The organism is Gulosibacter molinativorax (assembly GCF_003010915.2).
Classification (GTDB): domain Bacteria; phylum Actinomycetota; class Actinomycetes; order Actinomycetales; family Microbacteriaceae; genus Gulosibacter; species Gulosibacter molinativorax.
Genome location: NZ_CP028426.1, coordinates 3322900 through 3349328, shown reverse-complemented (window position 1 = coordinate 3349328; position 26429 = coordinate 3322900). Strand labels below are relative to the sequence as shown.

General features: G+C 64.7%; 19 protein-coding genes. 4 read left to right on the top strand and 15 right to left on the bottom strand.

Features of this window, described 5'->3' with window-relative positions; all coding sequences use genetic code 11:
- Window positions 1-141 precede the first annotated feature (141 nt).
- On the bottom strand, window positions 142-2265 hold the full coding sequence (locus GMOLON4_RS15540; protein WP_026935873.1) for an anthranilate synthase component I: 2124 nt from the start codon (window positions 2263-2265) through the stop codon (window positions 142-144).
- A 177-nt stretch (window positions 2266-2442) separates the two neighbouring features.
- A complete protein-coding gene (locus tag GMOLON4_RS15535) occupies window positions 2443-4278 on the bottom strand; it encodes a MinD/ParA family ATP-binding protein (RefSeq protein WP_051266036.1) in 1836 nt (611 codons plus the stop codon).
- A 173-nt stretch (window positions 4279-4451) separates the two neighbouring features.
- On the opposite strand from GMOLON4_RS15535, the gene GMOLON4_RS15530 reads away from it, so the two are divergent.
- Window positions 4452-4910, top strand: coding sequence for a GNAT family N-acetyltransferase (locus tag GMOLON4_RS15530; RefSeq protein ID WP_026935874.1), 459 nt, complete (start codon window positions 4452-4454; stop codon window positions 4908-4910).
- A gap of 71 nt (window positions 4911-4981) precedes the next feature.
- Here GMOLON4_RS15530 and GMOLON4_RS15525 read toward each other — a convergent pair whose 3' ends face one another.
- Window positions 4982-5494, bottom strand: a complete 513-nt coding sequence (locus GMOLON4_RS15525) for a VOC family protein (protein ID WP_026935875.1) — start codon at window positions 5492-5494, stop codon at window positions 4982-4984.
- A gap of 49 nt (window positions 5495-5543) precedes the next feature.
- Between GMOLON4_RS15525 and GMOLON4_RS15520 the strand changes: the two genes are divergently transcribed.
- Window positions 5544-6281, top strand: coding sequence for a helix-turn-helix domain-containing protein (locus GMOLON4_RS15520; RefSeq protein WP_051266039.1), 738 nt, complete (start codon window positions 5544-5546; stop codon window positions 6279-6281).
- A gap of 71 nt (window positions 6282-6352) precedes the next feature.
- Here GMOLON4_RS15520 and GMOLON4_RS15515 read toward each other — a convergent pair whose 3' ends face one another.
- The 8 genes from GMOLON4_RS15515 to GMOLON4_RS15480 form a co-directional block, all read right to left on the bottom strand.
- Window positions 6353-7612 carry a hypothetical protein gene (locus GMOLON4_RS15515; protein ID WP_051266042.1) on the bottom strand — a complete coding sequence of 420 codons (1260 nt, stop codon included), beginning with the start codon at window positions 7610-7612 and terminating at the stop codon, window positions 6353-6355.
- A 34-nt stretch (window positions 7613-7646) separates the two neighbouring features.
- A complete protein-coding gene (gene purH, locus GMOLON4_RS15510) occupies window positions 7647-9278 on the bottom strand; it encodes a bifunctional phosphoribosylaminoimidazolecarboxamide formyltransferase/IMP cyclohydrolase (RefSeq protein WP_026935876.1) in 1632 nt (543 codons plus the stop codon).
- Window positions 9275-9880 (bottom strand): phosphoribosylglycinamide formyltransferase, encoded by a 606-nt coding sequence (gene purN, locus GMOLON4_RS15505; protein WP_026935877.1) that lies wholly within the window; start codon window positions 9878-9880, stop codon window positions 9275-9277. The genes purH and purN overlap by 4 nt, the downstream gene beginning before the upstream one ends.
- A gap of 27 nt (window positions 9881-9907) precedes the next feature.
- Window positions 9908-11515 carry a cell division protein PerM gene (locus GMOLON4_RS15500; RefSeq protein WP_026935878.1) on the bottom strand — a complete coding sequence of 536 codons (1608 nt, stop codon included), beginning with the start codon at window positions 11513-11515 and terminating at the stop codon, window positions 9908-9910.
- Between the two features lie 184 nt (window positions 11516-11699).
- Window positions 11700-12587 carry a succinate--CoA ligase subunit alpha gene (gene sucD, locus GMOLON4_RS15495; RefSeq protein WP_026935879.1) on the bottom strand — a complete coding sequence of 296 codons (888 nt, stop codon included), beginning with the start codon at window positions 12585-12587 and terminating at the stop codon, window positions 11700-11702.
- A gap of 33 nt (window positions 12588-12620) precedes the next feature.
- Window positions 12621-13787 (bottom strand): ADP-forming succinate--CoA ligase subunit beta, encoded by a 1167-nt coding sequence (gene sucC / locus GMOLON4_RS15490; RefSeq protein ID WP_026935880.1) that lies wholly within the window; start codon window positions 13785-13787, stop codon window positions 12621-12623.
- A 202-nt stretch (window positions 13788-13989) separates the two neighbouring features.
- Complete coding sequence (locus GMOLON4_RS15485; RefSeq protein WP_026935881.1) at window positions 13990-14571, bottom strand: dihydrofolate reductase family protein; 582 nt, start codon at window positions 14569-14571, stop codon at window positions 13990-13992.
- A 114-nt stretch (window positions 14572-14685) separates the two neighbouring features.
- Window positions 14686-17496 (bottom strand): cation-translocating P-type ATPase, encoded by a 2811-nt coding sequence (locus tag GMOLON4_RS15480; protein ID WP_245575338.1) that lies wholly within the window; start codon window positions 17494-17496, stop codon window positions 14686-14688.
- A gap of 590 nt (window positions 17497-18086) precedes the next feature.
- Between GMOLON4_RS15480 and GMOLON4_RS15475 the strand changes: the two genes are divergently transcribed.
- Window positions 18087-18806, top strand: coding sequence for a hypothetical protein (locus tag GMOLON4_RS15475; protein WP_026935883.1), 720 nt, complete (start codon window positions 18087-18089; stop codon window positions 18804-18806).
- Window positions 18807-19116: 310 nt separating this feature from the next.
- Here GMOLON4_RS15475 and GMOLON4_RS15470 read toward each other — a convergent pair whose 3' ends face one another.
- From GMOLON4_RS15470 to GMOLON4_RS15455, 4 genes are all read right to left on the bottom strand, one after another.
- On the bottom strand, window positions 19117-21525 hold the full coding sequence (locus tag GMOLON4_RS15470; RefSeq protein ID WP_026935884.1) for an ATP-dependent helicase: 2409 nt from the start codon (window positions 21523-21525) through the stop codon (window positions 19117-19119).
- A gap of 159 nt (window positions 21526-21684) precedes the next feature.
- Entirely contained in the window at window positions 21685-22710 is a 1026-nt protein-coding gene (locus GMOLON4_RS15465) for a glycerophosphodiester phosphodiesterase family protein (protein ID WP_051266045.1), read from the bottom strand.
- A 119-nt stretch (window positions 22711-22829) separates the two neighbouring features.
- Window positions 22830-23744, bottom strand: a complete 915-nt coding sequence (locus GMOLON4_RS15460) for a Bax inhibitor-1/YccA family protein (RefSeq protein ID WP_026935886.1) — start codon at window positions 23742-23744, stop codon at window positions 22830-22832.
- 127 nt (window positions 23745-23871) lie between these two features.
- The gene (locus tag GMOLON4_RS15455) at window positions 23872-24294 is read right to left on the bottom strand and encodes a DUF3054 domain-containing protein (RefSeq protein ID WP_035731627.1); all 423 of its coding nucleotides are present in this window, start codon (window positions 24292-24294) and stop codon (window positions 23872-23874) included.
- Window positions 24295-24715: 421 nt separating this feature from the next.
- Between GMOLON4_RS15455 and GMOLON4_RS15450 the strand changes: the two genes are divergently transcribed.
- Window positions 24716-26395 (top strand): alkaline phosphatase, encoded by a 1680-nt coding sequence (locus GMOLON4_RS15450; RefSeq protein ID WP_051266049.1) that lies wholly within the window; start codon window positions 24716-24718, stop codon window positions 26393-26395.
- Window positions 26396-26429 lie beyond the last annotated feature (34 nt).

The window sequence follows — 26429 nt, the reverse complement described above, 5'->3', positions numbered from 1 at the left end:
GGCACGCATCCTTTACGGGCGCGGATGCGCGCCGAAGGGAATACTACGGCCTAAATTTTCACCGCGTAAAGCAAAATCTTGACGAACGGCGGCACAATTTTTGCGCGGCAGAAAACCCCTGGTCAGGGAAATGAAACCTGGCTAAGAAATTCGCTCCATTACCGCGTCAATAATGCGGTGTCCGGCGCGGTCGCGGAGGGTCATGAGCGACTCCGGGTGGAACTGCACGGCGAACCACCGCTTTTCGGTGTGCTCGACCGCCATCGGGATGCCATCGTCGTCGCTCGCGATGATCTTCAGCCCGCCCGAAACAGTGGCCGGCTCGACGTACAGCGAGTGGTAGCGACCAGTCACAAACCGCTTCGGCATCTCGTCGAGGAAGCCAGGTTCGATGACCTCGACCTCGCGCTCCTGCCCGTGCAGCGGATAGCCGAGCTGCCCGAGCGAGGCGCCGAGGTACTCGCCGATCGCCTGCTGGCCGAGGCACACGCCGAAGACCGGCAAGCCACGCGCATCCAGCTCAGCAAGGATGTCGCTGTCACGGAAGTCGCTCGGCGAGCCCGGCCCCGGCGACATCACGACGAGTGTCGGGTCGAGCGCATCGAGCTGTTCGCGGATGCGCTCCACCGGTACGCCGCCCTTCGGCACGCGCACGGTGCGCACCTCGGCGCCCGTCTCGCGCATGTAGCCCGCGAGCATCTGCACGAACGAGTCTTCGTGGTCGAAGAACAGGATGCGGTGGCCGGCACCGCGCTTCGCCGCGGGCTCGGGCTCTTCCGCAGCCTCGGCGCTCGGGTCCGACTGGATCGCCTCGAGCAGCGCCGAGGCCTTCATTTCGGTCTCGCGCTCCTCGTCTTCGGGAACCGAGTCGATCAGCAGGGTCCCGCCCGCGCGCACCTCGGCAATGCCCTCGCGGATCATGGCCGCACGGATCGTGAGCCCGGTGTTGACGTCACCGTTGGCGTAGAGCACACCGAGCGCACCCGCGTACCACGTGCGGGGCGAGCGCTCGTGCTCGTCAATAAAGCGCATCGCCCAGATCTTCGGCGCGCCAGTGACCGTCACGGCCCACATGTGCGTCGCGAACGCATCTAGGCCGTCGAAGTCTTCGCGAAGAGTGCCCTCAACGTGATCGACGGTGTGGATCACCTTCGAATACAGCTCGATCTGGCGACGGCCGATGATGCGTACCGAGCCGGGCTCGCACACCCGCGACTTGTCGTTGCGGTCGACGTCGGTGCACATCGTGAGCTCCGACTTGTCCTTGTCGCTGTTGATGAGCGTCTTGATCTGGTCCGAGTCCTCGATCGCGTCCGCGCCGCGGGCGATCGTACCCGAGATCGGGGCCGTCTCAACGCGGTCGCCCTGCACGCGCACGAACATCTCCGGGGATGCGGTAACCAGGAACTCGTTCTCGCCAAGGTTCATGATGGCGCCATAGGGCGCGGGGTTGTTCTTCACGAGCGAGCGGAAGATCGCCGATGGCGAGGTACTCACGGGTTCGCGGAAAGCCTGGCCGGGGACGACCTCAAAGAGGTCGCCGCGCTCAAAGTACTGCTTCGCATCCTGCACCAGTGCGGCGTACTCGCCCCTTTCGTGGTCGCGGGATGCGGTGGCATCGGCCGCGGGGCCGACAAACGGCGCCTTGGTCGCGGTGCGCGGGATGCCAGCCGTGTGCTGACCTTCGTAGCTGAACTCGAACTCGTAGCGGCGAGCATCGTCGCGCTGGCGGTCCACCGCGATGATGCTGTCGGGCAGGTACATCACGAGGTCCCGCTGGTCTCCCCCCGCCGGCTCGTCCAACTGCTCGATCTGTCGAACCAGGTCATACCCGAGCGAGCCGTAGAGCCCGAGGTGTTGCGCATCCTTAGGGAGCGCCGCGAGGAGATGCCGGAGCACGGCGAACGACGAGCGGCGACGTGTGCGCTCCTCTTCCGGCAGGATGTCGTCGCGCTGCGGGGTGATCGTGATGGTCGTCTCGCGTTCTGCGACTTCAAGCGCGAAGCCCTCGACCCCGCTGAGGATGTCGGTGAACGCGCGCAGTGGCACGAGTCCGCGATCGTTGAGGGCGCGCAATTGCACGGTGAAGCCGCGGCCCTCGATCACGAGCGGTGGGTCGATGAAGCCCATGTCCCATCGGGTGTAGCGCCCCGGGTACTCGACGCCCGAGGCCAGCACGACACCCGCGCGGTCATCGAGTCCCGCAATGATGTCATCGATCTCGGACGGTTCGGCAACTCGGTCTGAGGCAACTACGGTAAGCACTCTCGAATCCTACGCTGAACGGCAGGGTCGTTGAGTGCCGACTGGCACCGGCCATTGAGTAGCCGCGAAGCGGCATATCGAAATGCCCGGGGACGCTGACCTCGATACACGCCCGCCGGGCGCACTCGGCCAACGAGGTTGCCCGCCGGGCGCACTCGGCCAACGCGGCAAGCGTCGCTACAGGCCCTGCGCGATCACCGCGGCCGCGTGGCGCCAGGCGTCACGTGTCGCTGGCTGCAGGTTCGGGATGTTCAGCTCCCCACCGCCGACGAATTCCTGATCGTACGGTACCGACACGACCGCGCGCGTCAGCTGCGTGAAGTGGCTGTGCAGCTTCTCAGTGAGCTCGGGATCTTCCTTGGCAGACGGCGACGACAGAATCGTCACTGCGTCGGCAAGCAGCTGGCCGTAGCCGCGCTCACGGAGTCCGTCGGCAAGCCAGGCTGCGGATGCGGCGGTGTCTTCACGCGCGGTCGAAACGATCACGAGCTGGTCGGCGATGTTGAGCGCGGCCTCCCAGTTCGAGGCGCGCATGTTGTTTCCGGTGTCGATGACCATGATGCGGTAGAAGCGCGAGAGCACCCGGTGCAGCCGACTGAAGGCATCGTCGTCGATGATTGCCGCCGAGGCCGCATCGTCATCACTCGCGAGCACGTCGAACTTCGCGTTGCCCTGATTGCGCACGTATCGGTCGATATCCGAGATCGTCGCGCCACCCGAAATCTCGAAGTGCGGGAGCTCACGCAGCAGGTCGACCGCGGTATTGTTCGTGACCCCGGCGCGCGAACGCCAGCCGAGGGTTCCACGGGTCTCATTGTTGTCCCACGCGAGGGTGTAGCCGCCGCGCATCGTGCCGAATGCCGCGGCGATCATCAGCGTCGCCGTCGTCTTGTGTGCGCCGCCCTTCGGGTTCACGACCACGATCGTCCTAGTCCCGTCGAAGGACTTCTGGATCTGATCCATTTCTTCCCGGATGGTGCGTTCCTGCTTACCCGGGCCGAGCTTGATCAACCCGCCGGATGCGCGACGCACCCGGGCGCGCCAGCCACTTTCGGCGAGCTGGTTCTGGCTCGACTGCTTCGACGACAGGAAGTCATCGAGCGTCGGCACGTTGCTTGTCGAGGCCGCAGGCTGGGGCGCAATCTTGCGGCCACGCTGCTTCTCGGATGCTGCGAGCAGGTCCTCGTCGTCGTTCTTCGTGAGCGGCTCGGAGCGTCGCGCGTCGCCGCGAGTGAAGGCCGGGCGCCAGTCATCTTCGGCCTCGGGTTCTCCGGGCTCGACCTCGTATGGGTCGCGCATCGCGGCGGCGACAAAGTCCTCGCCCGAGGTGGGCGTCTCGGTGACTTTCGGCTCCGGCGCGCGCGATGCCACGCCCGCGTCGGGTTGCGCGACCGAGGCCCCGCCTTCGTCCTGTGCATCCTGGGTGCCGTTCGCCGTCGCAGAGTCGACCTGCTGCGGATCCTCGTCGACATCGTCGAAATCGTGGTCGAGGCCCTCGTCGTGGAATTCCTCCTCGAGGTCCTCATCATCGTCATCCGCAGCCGCGGCTGCGGCCGCCGCCTGCTCGCGTTCCTCGACCTCGAGTTGCTTCGCGAGCATCCCCTCGCGAGGCAACTGGATGGTCTCGTGCACCGAATCGGCGTCGCGCTCACCATCGTTGCCGCCGCTGCCAAAGAGCTGGGCGTACCCGCCATCGGCCGCGTTCGAGTCGGCCTCGGGCGTGAGCTCGATGTCGCCCGGGCCAAGCGGCTGCACGTCCCCGACCTGCTCAAGGTTGCCGTTCGGATAGCACACGAGCGAGTAGATGCCATCGACGTCGATCGTCTTGAGGTCGATCTCACGGCCTTCATCGACCGCGATCGCGATGGCCCGCTCCATGAGCTGGCCGCGCAGCTCATCCGAGTTGCCCGCGTTCATCCGGATGACGCGATCGCCGTCACGGAGCTCGCCGTGACCGTCGGCACGAACCAGTGCCACGAGTGAGCGGCCGGTTTGTGACATCTCTTGCGCCATGTTTACCCTCCCTGAGCGCGGGTGCCGAGTGTGAAGCTGTCCCGCGAAAGTCTGCTGTGCCGATTCTAGATTGGCACCTTGAAATACCTTGTTCGCCGCGCTCGTTGTAGGCGAAGGGCGAGAACAGTTCGCGATCAGCCTAATTTCCGGTCATTGGGGGTACCCTGCATGACATGACTTCGTTGCGTCTTGCCCCGCTCACCGCCGACAACATCGTGGCCGCGAATGCGCTCTCGCTGAAGCCCGGTCAGGAGAACTTCGTAGCCCCGGTCTCGCATTCGATCGCGGAAGCCTACGTCAATCAAGACACGATGTGGCCGCGCGTCGTCGTCGATGGGGACGACGTTGTCGCGTTCATCATGGCGACGTTCAATGACGAGTCGGACGACCCGCTCTACCGTGCCACGATCCTGCGCATGAATGTGGATGCGGAGCACCAGCGGCAAGGTATCGGTGCGTTCGCCGTGGATGCGGTGCTCACCGAGGCGCTCGAACGCGGCTTCAACGAGGTCGTTGCGGTGTGGGAAGAAGGCGAGCTCGGCCCCGGCAAGTTCTTCCAGGCGATGGGCTTCAAGATCGTCGGCGAGACGCCGTACGGTGAGGTCATCGGCGAGCGCTCCCTCAGGGCTTAGCTGACAAGTGAGCGGTCACCTTGCGGTGACCGCTCATCAAAAGCTCTTGGCCGCAGGGCGACCGAGAGGGGTCAGTTGTCCTGGGCGCTCATCGCCGCGGCCCAGTCATCGACCCGCCGAGCAGATTCCTCATCGCTGAGGTCCTCGACGCGTGTCATCACCGACCACCGGATGCCAAACGGATCACGGATACTCCCGAAACGATCGCCAGACACGAACTCCACCACCGCCTCGCGCAGTACGGCACCGCGAGCGATTGCAGCCTCGACGACGCGGTCGACATCCGCGACATAAATACCGAACGAGAACTGCACGTCCTCGGCCCCCGGGTCCAGCGCAAGCAAGTGATAGGCCTGCTGCGCGGCACCCAGCTGTAGACGACCACACCCGAAATCGAGTTCGGCGTGGATGATCAGGCCCTCCACCTCGGTGGAATTCACCAGGCGAGCGCCGAACACCTCGGTATAGAAGTCCAGCGCAGCTTTCGGGTCCTTGAGTGCAACGAACGGAGTCAGGCTGGAGAAGCTCTTCGGTCGACCGTTCTCGGTGTACTGGCCGTTGGCAGGGGTGAATGAACTAGTCATGGCTTCGAGGTTAGCCCTCGACTGCGCGCCGGTCTTGTAAAATCCTGCCATGGCCGCCCACACTGATCTCGCTGGACGCGGTCCGTTGTTCCCGTCCGAGCTCCCCGTGAACTTCACCCGGCTCCTCGCGGGTTCCACCGCCAAGGATCTAGTGGCGTGGTGGTGGACCACCACGTGGGCAATCTCCCCAGGGCAACACTCAGCCCAGGAAATCCTGGCGTTCCCCGCAAGCAACCTTGCCTTCCAAGACGACGAAGTACGGTTCTGGGGGCCCAGCACGCGACGCTCCACACAAGTCCTCGTCGGGCAAGGCTGGGTACTAGGTGCATTACTCCGCCCAGCAGCAGTGCCGGCTTTCACCAAGCAGCCGGCAAGTTGTCGTGATGATTCCTTCCCCGTCGCCACACCCGACCTGCATGGGATAGTCAGGGCATCAGCCAGCAACCTCGCCGGCGTCGTGGATGAGGTGGAGACGTGGCTTGCGGACCATGTGGGGCCGATCACCGATGAGGCATATCAAGCCAATCAGTTGGCCGAGCTGGCCATCACCGACTCCACTATTGGCACTGTGTCGGATCTCGCAGGTGCCATTGGGGTCTCAACACGCACGGTCAACCGCCTCGCCACCAAGTACGTGGGCCTGTCTCCCTACAATATGATCCGCAGACGACGCCTTCAAGAAGCAGTGGAATGGACCCGTGAGAACCCTGCCGATTCTTTGGCCGAAATAGCAGTCCCGCTGATCAAGCACACCTCAGTCACGAAGCACGCGCCTTGCTCGGTTTGACCCTCACGGACTACCGCGTGCGTGCGACCAAACCGCGGTGATCGGAGTGAATCCCACCTACTCGAGGAGCGCTAGTCGCGGGAGCGCAGCGACATACGTGGCAGCGTGCCGCCCGCATCCTCGAACGCGCTGATATCGAGCGCCTTGACCTGATAGCCAAGCGTGCCGAGCAGCTTCGCCGTCCCAGGAGCGGATGCGGGGGCTGCGACAGTCTGCTCGTCGAGCACAACGACCGCCGCGCCACGAGGCTCTTCGACCGCAATGTACTCCCCGAGCAGCTCGGGGTGCTCGATCGCGGGCGACCACGCGAGCTTCGTTCCATCGGGAAGTATCGACAGTGCATCCGACAGGGCGATCTTGCCCGCGACCGGCAAGGCAACGACGCGATAGCCACGATCGGCGACGATCTTCCGAAGCCCGCGGATGGCCGAGCCATTGGTACTCGCGCCGACGCCGACGTAGAGCACGCCCGGACCTTCGACGACATCCGCCGGGTCGAAAATCGCGGGTGCCTCGAGCTCATCGAACACCGCGCCGGCGTCGCTCAGCGTCTCGCGAACCGTCGCCAACTCAACGCGACGGGCGTCGCCCTTTGGCTTCGCGAGCACCACCTGTTCGCCGAGCACGAGCGCCATGTCACCGACGAACACCGCGCGAGGCTCGTTCGCCGCCTCGGGAACGGCCTGCGTGCCCCAGTCGTGCTCCTCGAACGCGGCGACCAGGTCTTCCCATTGGCCATTCGCAATCGCGCGATCGTCGTCATCCTTGCCCTCGAGCATTGCGTCCGACGGGATGCGCACAAACGCCGAGCCGCTATCGGTGATCGACGACGGCGCCCCCGGCCCAGCCGAATACTGGACCGGCACGCCCGCAAGCGGTTCCCCGCTCACCGCGCGGTACACGGGCGGGCCCACGAGCGTCGCCGCAACGATACCCATGACCGTGAACGGGAAGTTGAGGCCGAGGAACTCGCCGAAGATCGCGGTCCACGCCTCACCGTTCAAATCGAGCCCGTTCGAGAGGATCTGGATGATGTAGGCGACGGTGCCGCCCACGAGCACCGAGATGACACCCGCGATCGCCGCCGTCCACCACGTCCGGAACGCCCCGACGAACCCGAGCGCGATCAGCACAATGAGGTAGATCCCCACCGCGGGCGCTGCCAGGCCGAACGCGTTCGCGAAGGTCTCCCACGGCGACAGCACGAACGTGAGGTCACGCTGGTTCGTGGAGAACAGGGTGCCGAGCAACGTGATTGCCGAGGCGGCGAGGGCCGCGCTGAGAATGGCGTTGACGCGGAATCCAGAGGTGGCTGAGGCGGGTTGAGTCACGGTGTCCTATTTTGTTCGTTCGGGGGCCGGATGCTTAGTGGAAGAAGTGGCGTTCGCCGGTGAAGTACATCGTCACGCCAGCCTTCTCGGCTGCGGCCTTCACCTCGTCGTCGCGAATCGACCCACCGGGCTGCACGACCGCACGCACGTTCGCGGCGGTGAGCACCTCGAGGCCGTCTGCGAACGGGAAGAAGGCGTCGGATGCTGCGACCGACCCCGCGGCGCGGTCTCCCGCACGGTTTACCGCGAGGTGGCACGAGTCAACGCGGTTGACCTGGCCCATGCCGACACCGACCGAGGCGCCCTCGTTCGCGAGCAGGATGGCGTTCGACTTGACCGAGCGCGCGGCCTTCCACGCGAACTCGAGGTCGCGCAGGGTCTGCTCATCCGCGGCCTCGCCGGTGACGAGCTCCCACTTGTCGCTGATTCGTCCCTCACGCGGGAAGGTGTCCGGCGTCTGTGCGAGGAAGCCACCCGAAATCTGGCGCAGCTCGATGTCCTCGCGGGCGAAGTCAGCCGGCACGGCGAGCAGACGGATGTTCTTCTTCTGCGCGAGCAGAGAGACGGCTTCCTCGGCAAAGCCGGGTGCCACGACGACCTCGGTGAAGATCTCGCTCAGCGTCTGCGCCATCTCGAGCGATACCTCGCGGTTCGCCGCGACAACCCCACCGAATGCCGACAGCGGGTCGCACGCATGTGCTCGGCGGTGTGCCTCGGCGATGGCCGAAGCCTCGTCAAGTCCCTCGGGAGCCACCGCGATGCCGCACGGGTTCGCGTGCTTGATGATCGCAACGGCGGGCTCGGCAAAGTCGTACGCCGCGCGCAACGCCGCATCCGCATCCACGTAGTTGTTGTACGACATTTCCTTGCCGTGCAACTGGCGCGCCTGCGCGATGCCGCGACCGGCGTCGCTGCGGTACAGCGCGGCCTGCTGGTGCGAGTTCTCGCCGTAGCGAAGCGTCGATTCGCGGCTCACCTCGACCGAGAGGGATGCGGGGAAGCTCGCCTCGGGCGCGTCGCCCTCGGTGCCGTTCTCGGCGGCGAGCTGCAGCGCGAACCAATCCGAAACGTTGGCGTCGTACTCGGCGGTGTGCGCGAAGGCCGCCGCGGCAAGCTGGCGGCGCTGCGCGAAGCTCGTGCCGCCGTTTGCGACCGCGTCGATGATCTCGGCGTACCGCTCGGGCGAAACGACGATCGCGACGTTGGCGTGGTTCTTCGCCGAGGCGCGCACCATGGCCGGTCCCCCGATGTCGATCTGCTCGACGACGTCCTCGGGCGCGGCACCCGAGGCGACCGTCTCTGCGAAGGGGTAGAGGTTGACAACCACCAGGTCGAATGGCTTGATCTCGAGCTCGTTCAACTGCTTCTCGTGGCTCTCGAGGCGCAGATCGGCGAGCAGCCCACCGTGCACGTTCGGGTGCAGCGTCTTCACGCGGCCATCAAGGATCTCGGGGAACCCGGTGACCTCCGACGCCTCGATAACCGAAACCCCCGCATCCCGAATCTTCTGCGCCGTCGAGCCAGTCGAGACGATCTCGACACCTGCCGCGCCGAGCGCCTTCGCGAGTTCCTCGAGCCCGGTCTTGTCCGAGACCGAAATCAGCGCGCGGCTGATCTTGATCTGGTCGCGTTCGCGGCGGTGTTCGGTGATCTTGGGTGCGCTCATGCGGCAATCTCCTTGAGGTTGATGGTGCCCAAGGCCAGGTTGCGCACCGTTTCGGTAAGTAGTTCGCGTTCGACGATCTTGATTCGCTCGTGGAGCGCATCCTGGTCGTCATCGGGGTGGATGGGGATGCGTCGCTGATCGATGATCGGCCCAGTATCGACGCCGTTGTCGACAATCATGATCGTGGCGCCGGTCTCGGTGACGCCGGCCGCGAGCGCGTCGCGCACGGCATGCGCACCGGGGAATTCCGGCAAGTGGGCAGGATGCGTGTTGAGCAGGTTGGGCGAAAGCGCCTCGACAACGCGCGGCGGTACGAGCCGCATGAAACCACTCAGGATGGTCGTGTCGGGTTCCCAGCGCTGAATCTCGGCGAGCAGCGCGTCACCCCACGCCTCGCGATTTGGGTAGTTGCGCGGCTCGATGACGAAGGTCGGGATGCCCCGCTCGGTCGCCAGCGCAAGGTTTGCCTTGGGCGTATCGGCACCAATGGCCACGACTTCGGCATCGATGGGCTGCTCGCTGTCGCGGCTGGTGTCGATGGCGTCGAGGAGTGCGCGGAGGTTTGACCCCGTGCCAGAAATGAGAACGACGAGCTTGAGCACTAACCGATCCTACCGCGCCCCGGATTGTTACTTTGGATCCTCGCTCGGATCGATGTCGGCGTAGATGTCCGGTTCATCAGATCGATTCACTGCGTCGCGCAGTTCGATGCGCTGTTTCGGGCGGGCGTAGGGGCTGACCCGGGGCCGCTTTTCCGCCGCCTTTGCAGCGTCCACGTCACCGACCTCCACGTCCTGGGACGCCGAATCACCCTCGTCGTCTTGTCTCGCAGCCGAAGCAGTCTCCCGCTCATCGTCGTCCTCATCCTCGTCGTCGTGACCGCCAAGGATGCGATCGAAGAAACTTTGGAAGGGGATGACGTGGGGTCGCGTCCTCGGGTCGGACTCGTCCGCGTGCGACTCCTCGTCGGCCTCGACGCGCTCCTCGCGAGCGCTGTCCTTGCGCGCGCTGTCCTTGCGAACCCCATCCCTCGAGTCCGCATCCCTCGAGTCCACATCAGCGCTCGATTCAAGTGGGAGAAAGGCGCCGATCGCACCACCGAGGGTGAACAGGCCGAACGCAGCCAAGAGCATCCACCACGGCTCGGGGCCAAACTCGGTGAGGCGCCCTGGCCCGAGCGAACCCCGTGAGAGCTGCGCCGCTACCGCGAGCGCGACCGCCGCGGCGAGTGCGCCCGCCGCGGGAGGCAGCAGCCTCTCCCACCACACGCGAGCATCAATGCCAGGGTTTCGGTTGCGTGCGATGAGCGCGATCACCGCGGCGAGTGCCAGGGGAAGCGCGATCAGCGCCCACAGATACGGCGAGGAACCCTCCGGCAGCATGCCGAGCAAGGGCAGGACCGGCAGCGGGCCCGCGTCCGTGCCTCCGAGCGTCGCCGTTGATCCCGCACCGAGCTGGATGCCGGGGCCGAGCAACCAGGCCGCGGCCCAAACGATCATCGTCGGCAAATAGGCGAGCTGCAGCAGGCCGATGCCGATGATGCTCGCGACATCGAGTTGCAATGCCTCCATCAGTCCGATGACGCGCCCCATACTGGTCACGAGCGCGACGAGCAGCGCGATCGTGGCGAGGGCGAGCGTGCCAACGACGAGACCGGTCGCGATCCGTAGCGCTCGAGGTGCCAAGTCGGTAAGGTCCGAGACCCGGGCGCCAAGCCACTTCTCCCAGGGCAGATATTCCCAGACCCGCAGGCCGAACAGCAGCATGACGAGCCACGTGCACGTACCGACGACGACGGCACCCGCGACGTCGATGCGCATCGGCTCCGCCGTAGCGAAGGCCAGCGAGAGCCAAGAGGCGAGCGCGAAGGTCACGGTGCTCGCCCCGAGGCCAGCCCACGGTGCGTCGTCGTCGCTGAGTCCATCCCCCGCGCGCCAGCCCATCCACGCGATAAATGCCGTAAACGCGAGGGGCGCGACCGAGATGACGAACCGGAAAGGTTCCGCGATCCCGAGCGCTGGATACGTCTCGGGACTAATCGAGAACCCGACTCCCCCACCAAGGCCGAGCGCCCAGATCGACGCGGCAACGGTCACTGGCAGCTCAACAGCCGTCGTCTGGAAACCGCCCGTGATCAGCCAGCTCGCGAGGGTAATCGCGAGCGGAATCACGAAGCCGATTGCGACGGTGAGCGCTGCGTCAGCGATGGCAGCAATAAGAGAAGGAATGCGGGTCATGGCTATGCAAAGAGTAGTAGAGGGCGGTTGAAGATCGTCTACGCGCACTCCGTGCCGAGCGCATTCGCAAAACAAACAGTGCACGGGACAGTCGGTTCCCGCCGCAACAGCGGCGAATCCGGCACGTCCCGTGCACTGTGTGAGAAGGACGCGCCCGGCCGAATCGCCGGGCGCTTCGCGAGGCTTAGAGGCCCGCGATGATCTCCTTCATGATGTTGGCGGTCTCGGTCGGCGTGGTGCCCACGCGAACGCCGGCGGCCTCGAGGGCCTCCTTCTTCGCTGCTGCGGTACCCGCCGAACCGGTGACGATCGCACCTGCGTGCCCCATGGTCTTACCCTCCGGCGCGGTGAAGCCCGCGACGTAGCCGACGACCGGCTTCGTCACGTTCGCCTTGATGAACTCAGCGGCACGCTCCTCGGCGTCACCACCAATCTCACCGATCATGACGATCGCCTTGGTCTCGGGGTCAGCTTCGAACGCCTCGAGTGCGTCGATGTGCGTCGTGCCGATGATGGGGTCGCCGCCGATACCAATTGCGGTCGAGATGCCGATTTCGCGCAGCTCGTACATCATCTGGTATGTCAGGGTGCCCGACTTCGAGACGAGACCGATGGGACCGGTGCCCGCGATGTTCGCGGGGGTGATGCCAGCGAGCGAGACGCCCGGGGTAATGATGCCAGGGCAGTTCGGGCCGATGAGGCGGGTCTTGTTGCCAAGCTCCTGCACTCGCGCCCAAGCCTCGGCCGAGTCCTTCACGGGGATGCCCTCGGTGATCGCGACTGCGAGGGGGATCTCTGCCTCCGCTGCCTCGACGATCGCACCCTTGGCGAAGGCCGGCGGCACGAAGATGACGGTGACGTTGGCGCCGGTCGCCTCCATGGCTTCCTTCACGGTGCCGAAGATCGGCAGTTCCTTGCCCGCGAGCTCGATGGTCTGCCCCGCCTTGCGGGGGTTCGTGCCGCCTACGACATTCGCGCCAGCTTCGAGCATGCGGGTCGCGTGCTTCGAGCCTTCCGAGCCGGTGATGCCCTGAACGATGATCTTGGAGTTCTCGTCAAGAAAAATCGACATAGTTCTACTAATCCTTATCCGTGTTTGGCGCGCTTAGGCGTTCGCGAGTTCTGCGGCCTTGTCAGCGGCCTCGTCCATGGTCGGGACGACGGTGACAAGCGGGTGGTTGTAGTCGGCAAGGATCTGGCGACCCTCTTCGACGTTGTTGCCGTCGAGACGCACAACGAGGGGCTTGGTCGCCGCGTCGCCGAGGGTCTTCAGCGCGCCCACGATGCCGTTTGCAACGGCATCGCACGCGGTGATGCCGCCGAACACGTTCACGAATACGCTCTTGACCTGCTCGTCACCCAGGATGACGTCGAGGCCAGCGGCCATGACCTCGGCGGATGCGCCACCACCGATGTCGAGGAAGTTGGCGGGCTTGACGCCACCGTGCTTCTCACCCGCGCCAGCGACGACGTCGAGGGTCGACATCACGAGGCCTGCGCCGTTACCGATGATGCCAACCTGGCCGTCAAGCTTTACGTAGTTGAGGTCGTTTTCCTTGGCCTTTTCCTCGAGCGGGTCAAGGTTGCCGGCAACGGCAGCGAGCTCTGCGTGCTGCTCGTGGCGGAACTCGGCGTTGTCGTCGAGCGTGACCTTGCCGTCGAGCGCGATGATGTCGCCTTCAGCGGTCTTGACGAGCGGGTTGACCTCAACGAGCGTTGCGTCTTCTTCGCGGTAGACCTCGAAGAGCTTCACGAACACGGGAGCCAGCTTGGCAACCTGCTCGTCGTCAAAGCCAGCAGCGCGAGCGATCTCCTCGGCCTTGGCCTGATCGATGCCGACGATGGGGTCGACAGCGATGCGAGCGAGTGCCTCGGGGCGTTCCTCCGCGAGCTGCTCGATCTCCATGCCGCCTTCCTTCGAGCACATGGCGAGGTAGTTGCGGTTCGCACGGTCGAGCAGCACCGAGAAGTAGTACTCCTCGTCAATGTTGGCGCCAGCGGCAACCATGACTCGCTCAACGACGTGACCCTTGATGTCGAGGCCCAGGATGGACTGTGCCGCAGCAAAAGCCTCGTCCGGATTCTTGGCAACCTTGACGCCGCCAGCCTTACCGCGGCCGCCGACCTTCACCTGCGCCTTGACGACGGTAACGCCGCCGAGCTTCTCGGCAGCTGCTCGGACGTCCTCGGGGGTGTCAGCCACGATGCCGGCCAGAACCGGCACACCGTGTGCTTCAAACAGGTCGCGCGCCTGATACTCGAAAAGATCCACGTTTCTTCCCATCCACGGCAATTGCCGCGTTGTGTCGCTCGCAAGAGCACGAAATTAGTGACTAATGGATGGACCGGCCGCGCACCGGAATTTAGGTTTCACTCAACATCTCCGACGCATCAGCGCATCCGAATCCACAGCCTACTCCAACTGACCGACGCGTCTGTAAACATTGCGCCCGTACGCACGTGGGCTTGCGAGGCTACTCGGTTTTGACGGGTTCCCGCACGACGTCGTAGACCACTTTGATGATGCCGTTGTCGTAGACCTCCTGTTCGACGACGGCGAGCTTCGTGGCGTCGTGCTCGGCGTTGCTGAACAGGCGTTTTCCCGAGCCCAGCAGCAGCGGGAACACCAGGAGGTGGTAGCGGTCGACGAGTCCCGCATCCGCGAGCGCCGCCCCGAGCTCGCCCGAGCCGTGCACGAGCAACGGCCCGCCCTCGGTCTCTTTCAGTTTCGCCACATCCTCAACCGAACGCAGGATCGTCGCGGGCCAACGCTCGTCGTCCTGTTCGAGGGTGCGTGAGACGACGTAGCGCGGCAACGTGTTGTAGCGTGCGAAGTCCTTCATCTCGGGCCAGATCGGCGCAAACGCTTCGTAGGATTTCCGGCCGAGCAGTAGGGCCCCCGCCTCGTTCTCCTCTCGGCCCTTGATTTCGTAGGCCTTGTCGTCGTGTTTCACGAAGCGAAATGTCCAGCCAGAGTTCCGATAGCCTTGCTCGCCGCCCGGTGCTTCCATGACGCCGTCGGCCGACACGAAGGCCGTGATGATGAGTGTGCGCATGAGTGTCTCCTCGGTCGGTGTGGGCGCGGGGCAAATCTCCGGCCCATCGTGATCATTCGTTGCGGTACAGAGTGACGTTAGTGGATGAGGAATTGGTGGATGCTCGCGAACGAGTCACTTACCGGCGGCCAATTCTTCCCTAGCACGGCGCATCGCCCGCAGTGCACGGTAGATCACCTTCATGAGCTCCTCTGCCCACAGCACGATCGAGCCCATCGCGATGGCGATGAGCCAGTGCTGGAGGTCGAGGGATGCGGTGCCGAACGCCACCTGCATGAATGGCACGTGCACGACGGCGATCTGTAGCACAAAGCCGAGGGCAACGGATGCCCAGAGCCAGCCATTCGTGAACAGGTTGGTGAAGGCGGATTCGTGGGCCGAGCGGGAGTTGAACACGTTGAACAACTGCGCGAGGACGAGGGTCGTGAAGCCGGCGGTGCGCGCCACATCCAGCGAGTCGGAGCCCTCGATGAGCCCGCCCGGGAGGAACATGTCGATCGTGAGGAGCGTGATGGCACCCATCACGAGCCCGATGAAGATGACCCGCTGCCACATCGCCCGGTCGATGACGTGGTCGTTCAGGCTGCGGGGCTTGCGCTTCATGACATCGCCGTCGGCGGGGTCGAGCCCGAGCGCGAGCGCCGGGCCGGAGTCGGTCACGAGGTTGATCCACAGCACCTGGGTTGCGAGCAGCGGCAGCACAACGCCGGTACTGTTCGGGTCCGTGAGGCCGATCACCCCGGCGAGCACGACGCCAAAGAACACCGTGCAGACCTCGCCCATATTTGAGCTGAGCAGGTAGCGGAGGAATTTCTGGATGTTGTCAAACACGACGCGGCCGCGCTTGACCGCGTCCACGATCGTCGCGTAATTGTCGTCGGCGAGGATCATCCGCGCCGCTTCCTTCGTCACCTCGGTACCGGTCACGCCCATCGCCACACCTATATCCGCCGACTTCACGGCCGGGGCGTCGTTGACGCCGTCGCCCGTCATCGCGACGATGTGGCCATCACGCTGCAGCGCATCCACGAGCCGGAGCTTGTGCTCTGGGGCAACGCGCGCGTACACGTCGACCTCGTGCGCCACGTCCTTGCGTTCCTCGGCCGTCATTGCGTCGATCTCGGCCCCGGTCGCGACTCGGTCGTTCGCCGAGACGCCAAGCTGCTCCGCAATACTGGCGGCGGTAACCGGGTGGTCACCGGTGATCATTACCGTGCGGATACCCGCGCCGTGCGCCTCGGCGATCGCCTGCTTCGCCTCCTCGCGCGGCGGGTCGATGATGCCGACGAAGCCTGCGAAACACAGCGCCGATTCATCCGCCTCGGTGAACTCGGCCCGCTCCCCCACATCCTTGAAGGCGGTGCCGAGGGTGCGCATCCCCTTTGCCGAAAGATCGATCACGGCCTGCGAGATCTCGTCGCGGCGCGCTTGCGTGAGCTCGCGGCGCTCCTGCCCAACGAGCTCGTGCGAGCACAGATCGAGGATGATGTCGGGGGCGCCCTTCGTGTACATGCGCCCGTCGACGATCACGGACATTCGCTTACGCTCGGAACTGAATGGCACTTCGGCATCACGCTCACCGGGCATAGCCCGGTGAGCCTCGAACTTCGGCCAGGCCACGAGGAATGCCGCCTCGGTCGGGTCGCCGAGAATCTCCCAGCCCGACTCTTCGCGATCGAGCTGCGAGTTGTTGGCGACCGCGCCGATGAGGACGGTGAATTCGGCCTCCGACTGGGCCTGCTCGCTCGTGCGCTCGACGACGGATCCCTCGGTAGGGTCGTAGCCGGTGCCGCTGAGTTCGACCTTGCCGCTCGCGGACACGACGCTTGTGAGTGTCATTTCGTTGCGTGTGAGTGTGCCCGTCTTGTCCGAGCAGATGACGCTCGCCGCGCCGAGGGTTTCCACCGAGTGGAGATCCTTCATCACCGCATTGCGGCGCGCGAGTGCCTGCACGCCGATCGCGAGCACGAGGGACAATATCGCGGGCAAGCCCTCGGGCACAGCCGCAACGGCCAGCGAGACGCCGAGCACCAGAATCTCGACGTAGTCGCTCGGGCTCTGCAGATCGCTCACGATCAGGAGCACGGCCATGACCACAATCGCGATCGCGACGACCGAGATACCGAGCCACTTCGAAATCAAGTTGATCTCGCGTTTGAGCGGCGACTCATCTTGCTCGGTCTCGTCGAGGAGCGACGCGATCGCACCCATCTCCGTCTGCATCCCCGTGGCCGTGACAACCGCGCGACCAACGCCCTCGACGACGCCCGTGCCGTTGTAAACGCAATTGTCGCGCTCGGCGAGCGGCGGCTCACCCTCGAGCCGCTCAACTTGCTTATCGACTGCGACGGACTCGCCCGTGAGCGAGGCCTCCTGGATGCGCAGGTTCGTCGCCTCGAGGAGTCGCCCGTCGGCGCCCACCGCGTCGCCCTCTTCGAGCAACAGGATGTCGCCCGGCACGAGCTCGCTCGAGGGGATGCGCTCCCTATGCCCGTTTCGAATGACCGTGGATGTGGCTGCCGTCATGCTCGACAGCGCGGCCACCGCATCCGCCGCCTTGCTCTCCTGTGCGTAGCCCAGGATCGCGTTCGCGAGGACGATGACCGCGATGACGATCGCATCCACGGGAGCACCCTGCGCTCCTTCGAGGAGCCACGCGAAGAGCGAGATCGCGATGGCGACGAAGAGGAGCGATACCAGGGGGTCTTTGAACTGCTTCAGGAATCGCTGCCAGCGGGTTTCCTGTTCGGAATCGTCGAGTTCGTTCGGGCCGTATTTGTCGAGGCGTTCGGCAACCTCGGCGCTCGTGAGTCCGACCCCCGCATCCGTGTCGAGCCTCGCGGCGATTTCCGAGCCGGGCAATTGCCAGGCCTTTTCGATCGTGCCGCCGGTGGCACTCGTGCTGGCCTGTGTGGGTTCGTTCACGCTAGTCACTGTGTCCGCTTCCGTCCGCGTCTCAAGCATTCCCGTCGCGGTCAGCCTAACGAAGGCATCTGACTACAACTGTCGGAAAACTGAGGGTGGCGATGCTGCCTCGTTCGCATAAATCCGTCACTCGATGCAATCCGAGCGCCGCCAACTGCATCCAGTGACGAGCCTGCGCCACACCCCCGCAAATCGGTCACTCAATGCATTCCCGGCGTCGCTGAATGCATCCGGTGACGAGCCTGCGGGACGACCCCCGCGAATCCGTCACTCAATGCAATCCGAGCGTCACCAACTACATCCAGTGACGAGCCTGCACCGCCGCCCCCGCAAATCAGACGCTCGATGCAATCCCAGCGCCGCCAACTACATCCAGTGACGACCCTGCGGGACGACCCCCGCGAATCGGTCGCTCGATGCAAACCCAGCGCCGCCAACTACATCGAGTGACGAGCCTGCGGGACCGCAGCCTCTCAAGGAGAGCTAATCGGGGTCGAGCAGCGCGATATGCGGGTTGACCAGGGCCTGTTATGGTTCGAGCGGGCACTGCCTCAACCTTTGGCTCGACCATGTTGCGTTCGGAGGTCTGAATGTTCCCCGCATCGCCGCAACAGGAAGGCCTCATCATGTTCAAGTTCCGACCTAGGACCGCAGTCACGATATCGGCCGGCGTCCTTCTCTTTCTCAGTGGATGCGCGGCACAGCCCTCGCCCGCATCGGTTACCCCAACCGCGGACGAGACTTCAGCGCCGGATCAGGCTCAGGCCTCGGACCCGCCACAGACGCAGTCTCAGGAACCCGTCGAACTTCCGGCGAATGCGCCTGAAGGCATCGAGATTGATTCCGTGACGAATGCCTGGGTGTACTCCGACGAGGTCGCAATTCTCGACCTTCCGCAGGACCCCGACGACTTCCTCTCGGAACCGATCGATTCACTGCCCGAACTGCCGGAGCTCGATTCCCTCGCAGGCCAGCAGCTAGCGGACGAAAACGGGCTGGTGGATGTCTGGGATCTGCAGATGTACTACGTCGCGGACTGCATGGCCGACGCCGGGTTCGAGTGGCGATGGGTGTATTACGATCCACGCTTTGAAGGCAGCTTCGGCAACGAAGGCGGTGAAGGTGACGCGACCCCGGTCGACGGATACGTCATCCCCGGCACTTGGGACGACCAGACTGCCGGTTTCCAAGCCGCACTTTGGGGGGAGAACGATTTCATGAGCCCCGACTATGACCCGAACTACGAATACCACTGGTCGACCGCGGGCTGCGACGGGTATGCCGTGCACGTCACAGGGCAGGACGGTTGATGCGCGGCACGTGCCCCACCCCGTAGATCCGTCGCTCGATGCAGACCCAGCGCCACCAACTGCATCGAGTGACGAGCCTGCGCTGCCACCCTCGCAAATCCGTCGATGGATGCAGACCCAGCGCCACCAACTGCATCCAGTGACGAGCCTGCACCACCACCCCCGTGGATCCGTCGCTCGATGCACACCCAGCGCCGCCGACAGCATCGAGTGACGGGTTTGCGGAGTGGGGGCCGAGCCACGCCGCAGCGGGGCCCGAGCCACGCCGGAGTGAGCCCGAGCCAAACCTCAGCCGGCCCGCGCCAGCCCCCTATAGCTTTTCGAGCGGGGCGACCTTGATCAGCAGCTTCTTTCGCCCCACGTCGTCGAACTCGACTTCGGCAATTCGCTTCTTCGCAAGGCCGGTCACGTTGCGTACCGTACCCTCGCCGAAGTCGGTGTGCTTCACGCGGTCGCCGATCTCAAGCACGAGGTCGGAATTGTCCTTCACCGCACCCGTGATCTGGTTGTCGAATTGCCGATTGCCGCGCGTGGGCTTGAACTCGCTCTTGAGCCCCTCGCCGCGCGGCATCTCGCCGTACGAGCGCGACCCGACAGCGCGTCGGCCACCAGATCCCGCACCGAAACCGGTCGCGTTGAGCGCCCGCGGCCGCTCTCCCCCGCGCGAGGTCGCCATGCCGGGAGACTGCCGCCACGCGATCAGCGCATCCGGGATCTCTTGCAGGAAGCGACTCGGCATCGCAACCGACGACTCGCCATACTGCGTGCGCGTCATCGCGAGCGAGAGGTGCAGCACCTTCCGGGCACGGGTGATGCCCACGTAGAAGAGGCGGCGTTCCTCGGCGAGCCCGCCCGGTTCATCCGCGCTCATGCGGTGCGGCAGCAGCTCTTCCTCGACACCGGTGATGAACACCGCGTCGTACTCGAGTCCCTTCGCGGTGTGCAGCGTCATGAGCGACACCGCCCCGGACTCGTCGTCGAGGTCATCCGCCGCCGCGACGAGCGCGACCTCGGTGAGAAAGTCCACGAGCGTGCCGTCCGGGTGCTGCTTGTCGAACTCCTTCGCGACGTTGATGAGCTCCTCGACGTTCTCGGCGCGCGCGTCGTCCTGCGGATTCCCCGTGGCGCGCAGCTTCTCGACATATCCCACCCGCTGCACGAGCTTCGCGAGCATGTCCGAGACCGAAACCGCGCCGGTGTTGCGCGACGGGTCTATCGATTCCTCGGCCTCGGCCAGGATGTGTTCGAGGTCGCCGATCGCGTTCGTCACCTTCGGTCCGAGGCCAAGCTCCTTTGCGCGACCCATCGCCTCGCGGTAGGTGATGTCGTTGTCCTGCGCGAAGATCGAGATGGCCGTCTCGGTCGTCGGCCCGATGCCGCGCTTGGGCGAGTTGATGATGCGCCGCACCGAGAGCTCATCCGCGGGGTTCGCGATCGTCATGAGGTACGCCACGATGTCCTTGACCTCGGCACGCTCATAGAACTTGGTGCCACCGATGAGCCGGTAGGGCACGGCCGAGCGGATCAGGATTTCCTCGAGCGTACGCGTCTGCGCGTTCGTGCGATAGAACACGGCCATGTCGTTGAAACTGATGCCGCCGTCGCGCAGCTTATGGATCTCATCCGCGACGAACTGCGCCTCGTCGTGCGCCGAGTAGCCCGTATAACCGACGATCTTCGCGCCCTCGCCTGCCGCAGTCCACAGGTTCTTCGGCCTCCGGTCAAAGTTGTTGCCGATCACCGCGTTCGCGGCGTCCAGGATGTGCTGGGTCGAGCGATAGTTCTGCTCCAGCAGAATCGTCTCGGCGCCGGGGAAATCCTTCTCGAACTCCGTGATGTTGCGGATGTCCGCCCCGCGGAACGCATAAATCGACTGGTCGGAGTCACCCACGACCGTGAGCGAGGCCGGCGGAATCGAGCCGTCAGCCGCAAGCGGGATGCGGGTGTCGGCGGGCACGTGCTGCGGCTCGGCCCCACGGGTGAGCTCGCGGATGAGCGCGTACTGCGCGTGGTTCGTGTCCTGGTACTCGTCGACAAGGATGTGCCGGAACCGTCGCTGGTACAGCGCGGCGATCTCGGGGAAGGCGCGGAACAGCCACACCGTTTGGGCGATGAGATCGTCGAAGTCGAACGCCTTATTGCGCTCGAGCTGGCGCTGATACTGCCGATAGATCTCGAGGATGAGCTGGTCGCGCGGGTTCGTCGAGTCCACCTGGCGCGCGAAGCCGTCCGGGTCGATGAGTTCGTTCTTCAGCGCCGAAATGCGATTCTGCGCCGTCGATACCGTGACGCCCATCGACTCGGCTTCGAGCGCTTTCACGATGCGCTTGAGCAGCGCCTTCGAGTCGGCCGAGTCGTAGATCGTGAAGCCCTGCGTGTAGCCAAACTTCTCCGCCTCGCGGCGAAGGATGCGCACGCACGCGGAGTGAAACGTCGAGATCCACATTCCCTCGACCGCCTCGCCGAGCAGGTGCCCGACGCGCTCCCGCATCTCAGCCGCAGCCTTGTTGGTAAACGTGATGGCGAGGATCTGGCTCGGCCAGGCCTCGCGCGTCGCGATGAGGGATGCGATGCGGTGCGTGAGCACGCGCGTCTTACCGGAGCCTGCTCCCGCGATGATGAGCAGGGCGTCGCCGCGGTACTCGACTGCGGCACGCTGCGGCGGGTTGAGGCCCTCAACGAGATCGGCGGGGATGGCGGTGGGCGAAAAGAACGTCATGACCCATCCATCCTAGGCCGCGCCACCGACATGCCGCGGATCGCTTTCGGCTAATTGCGCAAGCTCGTTGAACGAGTCGCGAAGCGACTCGTGTCGAATTAAGCGGGTGCGCGCTCTCGGTGCCAGGGCGCAGCATGCCCCCTCGACATGGCCTTCGGCCTACTCGGGGATCGGGGCTCCGTCGTGTGCCCGGAGCGTGGCAACCTGATCCGGCGCATCCGCAAATGCCCCGTCGATGCCGGTGTCGATCAGCGCCTGCCAGTACGCCACCGGGCGGCCCGCATACGCTGCCGGGAGGAACACATCCTCGGCGCGCAGCGTGTAGGTGAGCACCTCGAGCCCGTGGTCGTGTGCCGCGGCGACGAGTTCCCGCCCGCGCGCGCAGGCCTCGGCATCGAGAGGATCGTCCTGCCCAAGCAGCGAAGTCCGCACCGAGATGCCGTCGAAGCGGGCAGCCGCGTCCTCGAGCCCAGCGGGCGTCAGCCGCCGCGGATCCTCTTCCGTCGGGAGTGTCTCGCCAGCGGCACCGACCAGGACGATGAGTTTCGCTGCCGATCCCGCGTCGCGCAGGCGATCCAGCACAGGCGCTTCGAAACTCTCGATCCGCAGGTCAGACAGCGGGTCGAGATCCCAAAGCCCGTCAAGTTCACGCGCGAGAAGTTCGACGAAATCAAAGCCCTTCGCGAGGCAGTGCGCGTCGTGCTTCAGCTCAATGACGAGACCGCAGTGGCGGCCGCGGGCCTGGGCCTCGCTCTCTACGATCTCGATGAGCTCGCGCAGGCGCAGGATGCGCTCCTCTCCCGAGTGCGCGGCCGACGCTGGCCGGATCTCGGGGACGCGCTCGACGCCGTGGAGTTGCTGCAGCTCGGCCCAATCGAAATCCTCGGCAAACCAGCCCGCCTCGCCGTGCAGTTCGTCGAAATCGCGCCGACGGTCGGCGAATTCCGGTTGACTCGCGATATCGGTCGTGTCGTCGAGCCGGCGCTCGTGACGGATGATGAGCACGCCGTCGCGGGACGGGACGACGTCGGGTTCGACGAAGTCGGCGCCCTGCCGAATCGCGAGGCGATAGCTCGATTCGGTATGTTCGGGAAGATAGCCGGGCGCGCCTCGGTGGGCGATGATCAGCGGTCGCATGCGGTCATATTCGAGGATGCGCGTGACGAGGCGGTGAACGGCGTTCATCGATCAGCCGAAACGTGTCTGCCGATAAGCCGCAGCGAAGAATGCGGGCACGGCAAAGGTCGACATACAAAAAGCGGGGCCACCGTGTGGTGACCCCGCCTTATGTTGCTCCGCGTTGATTAGTCGTTTCCGCGCAGAATAGCGATCAGGCGGAGGATCTCGATGTAGATGAACACCACGGTCGAGACGACCGCGTAGGCACCGATCCAGCCGTACTTGCGGGGAGCGCCCGAGCGCGCGCCGTTCTCGATGTACTCGAAGTCACCGATGAGCATGTACGCACCCATCACGACCGCGAAGATACCGAGGAGTACGCCGAGCGGGATGCCGAAGATCTCGACGCCGGTACGCAGACCCCACGGGTCCTGCGAGACGCCCGTCCACATGAGGACGACGTTCACGAGCGAGAACACGAGGTAGGCGCCACCGGCGATGAGGAAGAACTTCGTCACCTTCGGAGAGGTGCGAACCTTGCCCGAGGTGAACAGCGCGAGCGTCACGCCCACGACAATGAGTGTCGCGAGCACAGCCTGGACGACGATGCCCGGGAACATCACCTCGAGTGCGACCGAGAACCCACCCACGAGCATGCCCTCTGCGACGCCGAAGAGCATGATGAGCGGCACGCTCGGTTCCTTCTTGAACGCGAGGATGATGCCGAGCACGAAGGCGGTGATCGAGCCGGCGAGTGCGAGCATCATGCCGATGCTCGGGCCGAGGAACCAGGTGACCGCGGCAACCGCGATGACCACGCCGAAGAGTGTCGCGCTCTTCGCGATAGTGTCCTCGACGGTCATCCGGCCAAGCTGGTCCTGCGACGGCGAGGGCATGTTGTACTGGTGATCCATCGCCTCTGGCGACGGGGTCTGCTGGTACTGGCCCTGCTGGTAGGGGGCCTGCTGGTACGTGCCCTGCACGTACTGCGCGTTCTGTCCGTAGCCCTGCTGTGGGTAACCTTGCTGACCGTAGCCTTGCTGTTGCTGCTGGGCTTGGCCGTTGAAGTACGGGTTTCGTTGAAGTGCTGAACTCGCCATCTAGTTTGGTCTCCGGTCTCTTGTCATGCGACTGACGGGTGGCCGCTATTCGACAGTCTAGAGAGACAACGTCCGAGTTCGATCCAGCATTCCCTACTAAGGCCTCCGGCTTTCCGGAAATCTGACCTCAGGCGGTTGTTTCCTCGGCATCTCGTACATCCGAGGTCGCACCGAGGGCGCGCTTCGAGTGCAGCAGGAGCCGGGGCAGGATGAGGAAAACGGCCAGGACTCCCGCGGTCACGAGGATGAACGGCACGGCCGCGGTTGCACCGAACAGGATGCGCAGGGCGAGGCCGCTCGTCAGGGTCACGGCATAGATCAATACGCCAGGGGGCCACGCCGCCGAAGGCTGAAGCTTCGTGAGCCGGACGATCAGCCAGGCGATGACGAGCGCCGCGAGGAACGGGGCTGCAGTGCCGAGAATCGCGATCGGCCCGAGCGACTCGTCGTGGCTCGACCGGCCCGTCGCCGCGAAAACGATCACGAGGATGACATCCACGACGAGCGGAATCCAAGCCTTGCGCGTATACGCGCTACGAATCTTCTGCATCCGCTAATCCTATCGACTGCTCGTTGGGTAGCCGCGACGGCGAAAGCACGGTCATTGAGTAGCCGCGAAGCGGCGTATCGAAACGACAAGCCCGCTGAGTAGCGCCGAAGGCACGTATCGAAGTGCGCCCCACGCCCACTGAGTAGCGCCGAAGGCACGTATCGAAGTGCTCCCCACGCCCACTGAGTAGCGCCGAAGGCGCGTATCGAAGTGCGCCCTTTCGATACAGCGGCTTCTCCGCCTACCCAAGGACCGGTGCAGATAGCTTCGCCGCCTACTCAACGCGCGGCGTGATGACACAATCGATTGTTTACCTTGATGTCACTCAATGAAACCAATTCGAGACACTGACGCAATAGTTTCGCCTTCGGTTGCCGCCATCGCGTGCAATTTGTAAGTCTATTGAACTGGAAGGTTACCCGTGAAGTCCATTAATCTCGGTAAGTCTTTTGCCGCGGCGGGCATTGCAGCCTGCATCGCGGTGTCAGGCACCGCACTTGCCGCTCCGGCTTCGGCCGCAGCCGTCACTCCCAAGAACGTGATCTACCTCATCGGTGACGGTATGGGCTACAACCACCTCGACCTCATGAATGCCGAGGACAAGGGCGAGACCTACTGGCAGGTCGAGCACGGTGGCGACAACAAGGTCATCCCGTCGGGTCAGAACGTGACGCCGACTGGCTGGCAGGCTTGGGACCACCTCGCGATGTCGACGCACTCGGCGAATGGCACGGCATACGACCCCGCCGCTTCGTGGGCGGACTTCGCCTGGAACATGGATGGTGCGACGGACTCGGCTGCAGCCGGCACTGCGATGGCGTCCGGTGTGAAGACCGATAACGGCATGCTTGGCCAGAACCCCGACGGTGTTGACCTCGAGAACCTCTCGCAGCGTGCCGAGCTCCTCGGTCTCAGCGCGGGCGTCGTGTCTTCGGTACCGTATTCGCACGCCACCCCGGCCGCGTTCTCGGCACACAACGAGAACCGCAACAACTACCACGCGATCGCGAACGAGCAGATTTACGGCGACCTGGAGGTCGTCTTCGGCGCAGCGCATCCCTACTACGACCAGAACGGTGAGCCGCGGGCCGACGGCAACTTCCAGTACATCTCGGAAGAAGACTGGACTGCCGTCTCGACCGGCCAGACGGACCGCACCTTCATCGAGAGCGATGCAGACTTCGCTGCGCTCGCAACGGGTGACACCCCCGAGTCGGTTTTCGGTGCCGCTCAGGTTGCTGACACTCTCCAGCAGGGTCGCGACGAAGGTCGCCCCGTCAACGACGTCGTTGACCTTGACACGATGACCAAGGGCGCGCTGAATGTCCTTGACAACAACGAGAACGGCTTCTTCCTCATGGTCGAGGGCGGTGCGATCGACTGGGCTGGCCACGCCAACCAGACCGACCGCGACCTCGAAGAGGTGCACGACTTCAACAACACCGTCGACTCGGTCATCAACTGGGTTGAAACGAATTCGAGCTGGGACGAGACCCTCGTGATCGTCACCGCCGACCACGAGACCGGCTACCTCTACGGTGAGCAGGCGGGTGACTTCAGCTCTATCGTGCCGAGTGACGTAGCGGATGCTTCCGCCGCGCACACTTGGAACAGCGGCAACCACACGAACCAGCTCGTGCCGTTCTTCTACAAGGGTGCCGGTTCGGATGCACTCGCCGCGGCGGCGACGGGCATGGACCCGGTCCGCAACCATTACCTCGACAACACCTCGGTCGCCGAGTGGCTGCTGAACGATGCGTGGGTAGTCCCGGAAGAGACTGAAGCGCCAGTCGAGACAGAAGCACCAGTCGAGACGGAAGCGCCAGTGGAGACGGAAGCACCAGTCGAGACGGAAGCGCCCGCCGAGACAGAAGCACCAGTCGAGACGGACAACGAGACGACCTTACCGGTGGACGGCACCAAGGCTCCCGCCGCGAACGACTCGACCAACGGCCAGAATGGTACCTCGACCGAAGCCGGCGACGACAAGCTCGCGCAGACCGGTGCGGAGCAGTTCGTCCCCGTTGTGGCGCTCGCCTCGGCGCTCCTGCTCGCCGGTGCTGGCCTTGCGTGGAAGACGCGTCGTCAGGCTGCGGAGTAACACTCGCTAGCGCCCGGTGCGAGCCACCTCCAAC